Genomic DNA, 2,586 nt, shown 5'->3' with positions numbered 1-2,586 from the left:
CCCCACCAGCCGCCCCGCCGGGGTGCTGGAGCTGGCGATGGCGGCCAACGCCCCGTCCACGCCCACCGGCCTGGCGATCGCCCGGGGCGGCCGGATCTTCGTGATGATGCCGCGCTTCACCGGCTCGGAGCCGGTCACCCTCGGCGAGGTGCTCCCCGACGGCTCGGTGAAGCCCTACCCCGACGCGCGGGCCAACAAGCCGGACCCGAAGGACCCGCAGGCGACCCTGTTCCACGTCCCCAACGGGGTGTTCGACCGCAACGATGCGTTCTGGATCCTCGATTCCGGCCTGACCGAGGGCAAGAGCAAGCCGGTGCCGGGGGCCGCCAAGCTCCTCGAGATCGACATCACCCAGGACAAGATCCGCCGGGTGATCCCGCTCGATGCCGGCGTGGTGGCCGAGTCGTCCCTGAACGACCTGCGGGTCGACGTGCGCGACGGCCGGGCGCTCGCCTACATCACCGACCAGGGCCAGGGCGGCCAGGGCGCGATCCTGGCGGTGGACCTCGCCAGCGGGCGGGTGAGCCGGCGCCTGGCCGACCACCCGAGCACGGCCACCCAGGAGGGGCTGGTCAAGTTCGTGGAGCTGCGGCCGGTGATGGAGCAGAAGGGGGATGCCCCGGCCAAAAACCCCACGGGCGGCGCCAACGGCATCGCGATCAGCCCGGACGGCCGCCGCCTGTACTACGCGCCGCTGATGAGCCGGCGCCTCTACGCGGTGGAGACTGCGGCGCTCCTCGACCCGAACGTATCGGACGCGGCCCTGGCCGCCACGGTGCAGGATCTCGGCGAGAAGGGCATGACCGGCGGCCTGACCACCGATTCGCAGGACCGGGTCTATCTCAGCCTGCAGGAGCACAACGCCGTCGGCCGGCGCCTGCCGGACGGCACCGTGGAGGTGCTGGCCGCCGACCCGCGCCTGATCTGGGCCGACACGTTCTGGATCACCCCGGACCGGTGGCTCTACATCTCGAGCGCCCAGGTCAACCGCCGGCCGGAATTCAACCGCGGCCAGGACCTGCAGCAGCCGCCCTACGCGATCCTGCGCATGCGCATCGACGCGGACCCGGTCCTGTAGTGGGATTCGGCACACCGCGGCAGGCCCGCCACGCGGTATGCGCCGGATCCTCGATGGCGCATCAGCTTCCGGATTGCCGTGATGGACCTCTCGCTCGATCCCGACTTCTTCGCCGTCCTCACCGGCAGCTACCGGCGGCGCCTCGGCGCGGCCTTGGTGCCGGAGGGGGCGGACGCGGCCTGGCTGTACGGGCAGGCACCCTTCGTGGTGCTGGCCCATGACGGCGGCGCCGACCCGCGCTTCGTCTACGCCAACCGGGCCGCCCAGGCCTGCTTCGGATACCGTCGCGAGGAACTCGTCGGCCTGCCCTCGCGGCTCTCGGCCGAGGCCCCCGAGCGCGCCGAGCGGCAGCGCCTCCTCGACGCCGTCGCCCGGGACGGCTTCACCCGCGGCTACCGCGGCCTGCGCATCGCCAAGGGCGGCCGGCGCTTCTGGATCGAGCAGGCGATCGTCTGGCAGCTCGACCGCGACGGCGTGAGCGTGGGCCAGGCGGCGACGTTTTCGGAATGGCGCGACGCGTGAGGTGGGGTCAGGCGCACCCTCTCGCGGATGGGGGGTGGGTGACCTTCGACGCGCGCTGGGTTCCGCTTGCGGCCTGCCCCAGCCTCATGATCTGCCGTTAGCGTTTCTCTGAAGCAGCCGCTCGTCAGCCCTCCGGCAACTTCGGCTCGGGGTTGGAGCGGCACTTGGACGCTCGGCGAGAACCGGACACTCCTCCCACGGCCCGAGCCGGTCGCTTCTCGTCCGTCTGGATAAAACAAAAGCACACAGGAACAGGATCGCAATCAGACCCTACAAGAACTCAGCGAATGCTTGATTTGAATAAAATATATACTTCTATTTATTATCTGTATCTTATCATATGTAAAATTAACTAACAAACACTGGGCAGGGTAGGCGAATTATCAAGATCTAAATCCGATTTTGTCATGCGCTCTATTGTTTCCCGAGCAAGAACATAAAGCATCAGACGCGCCAACGCCCGCATTTCGGCCGATCCGGAGGCTAATACTGCCTGACAAGCATTGATACAGAGATCCGATATGACATCAAAATCTTCATCGTCGCTGCCTGTCATTTGAGTACCTTAATGTAAAACTCTCAACTTGTTGAGTTTCAGCAATCAGAGCCGTTTCACAAAGATTATCTTCGCCCACCATTCAAAGCTGCACCGCGTGATCTGCGGCGTTCGATATTGAGAGCGGCCCTTTGAAACCTCTTTAAAATCTATATAAGGGCGGACCTCCCGGATGCCGGATATCGGCAGCTAATGCCGCGATTCGGCAAAAAATAAGACAGACTCCAACACGCCAATCCCCATCGAAGGCTTCACTCTTTTCGACCCACGATGCACCTAGCAGGCAGCCAATGCTCCGCGACGGTAATTACCCACGCCATTGATGGCTGGTTTCAGGCGCCGATGGTCTTGAGAATGGTGCCGAAGGGACTGCGGCCTGCGAGGCGCGCGGTATCGACGACGGTGCGGATGTCGGCCTCGCCCTCGGCGG

3 protein-coding genes are annotated in these 2,586 nt (G+C 65.2%); 2 read left to right on the top strand and 1 reads right to left on the bottom strand.

The annotated features are described in order from the left end of the window. Together FV242_RS33555 and FV242_RS33550 are read left to right on the top strand one after the other, a co-directional pair. Positions 1 to 1,078, top strand: a 1,078-nt coding sequence (locus FV242_RS33555; protein ID WP_246693011.1) for an SMP-30/gluconolactonase/LRE family protein, incomplete at its 5' end; no start/stop codon positions are given. An 81-nt stretch (positions 1,079 to 1,159) separates the two neighbouring features. After that, positions 1,160 to 1,600, top strand: a complete 441-nt coding sequence (locus FV242_RS33550; protein ID WP_187278680.1) for an MEKHLA domain-containing protein — start codon at positions 1,160 to 1,162, stop codon at positions 1,598 to 1,600. 352 nt (positions 1,601 to 1,952) lie between these two features. Here FV242_RS33550 and FV242_RS33545 read toward each other — a convergent pair whose 3' ends face one another. Next, positions 1,953 to 2,156 (bottom strand): hypothetical protein, encoded by a 204-nt coding sequence (locus FV242_RS33545; protein WP_147941971.1) that lies wholly within the window; start codon positions 2,154 to 2,156, stop codon positions 1,953 to 1,955. Between the last annotated feature and the right edge of the window lie 430 nt (positions 2,157 to 2,586).

Source organism: Methylobacterium sp. WL64, from assembly GCF_008039945.1.
Taxonomy (GTDB): Bacteria; Pseudomonadota; Alphaproteobacteria; order Rhizobiales; family Beijerinckiaceae; genus Methylobacterium.
The sequence above is the reverse complement of the archived record's forward strand: the minus strand, read 5'-3'. Positions and strand labels throughout refer to the sequence as shown.

Excerpts from the sequence above, each read along its gene's own strand:
- FV242_RS33545 (WP_147941971.1), bottom strand. The coding sequence starts at position 2,156 with ATGACAGGCAGCGACGATGAAGATTTTGATGTCATATCGGATCTCTGT.
- FV242_RS33550 (WP_187278680.1), top strand. The coding sequence starts at position 1,160 with ATGGACCTCTCGCTCGATCCCGACTTCTTCGCCGTCCTCACCGGCAGC.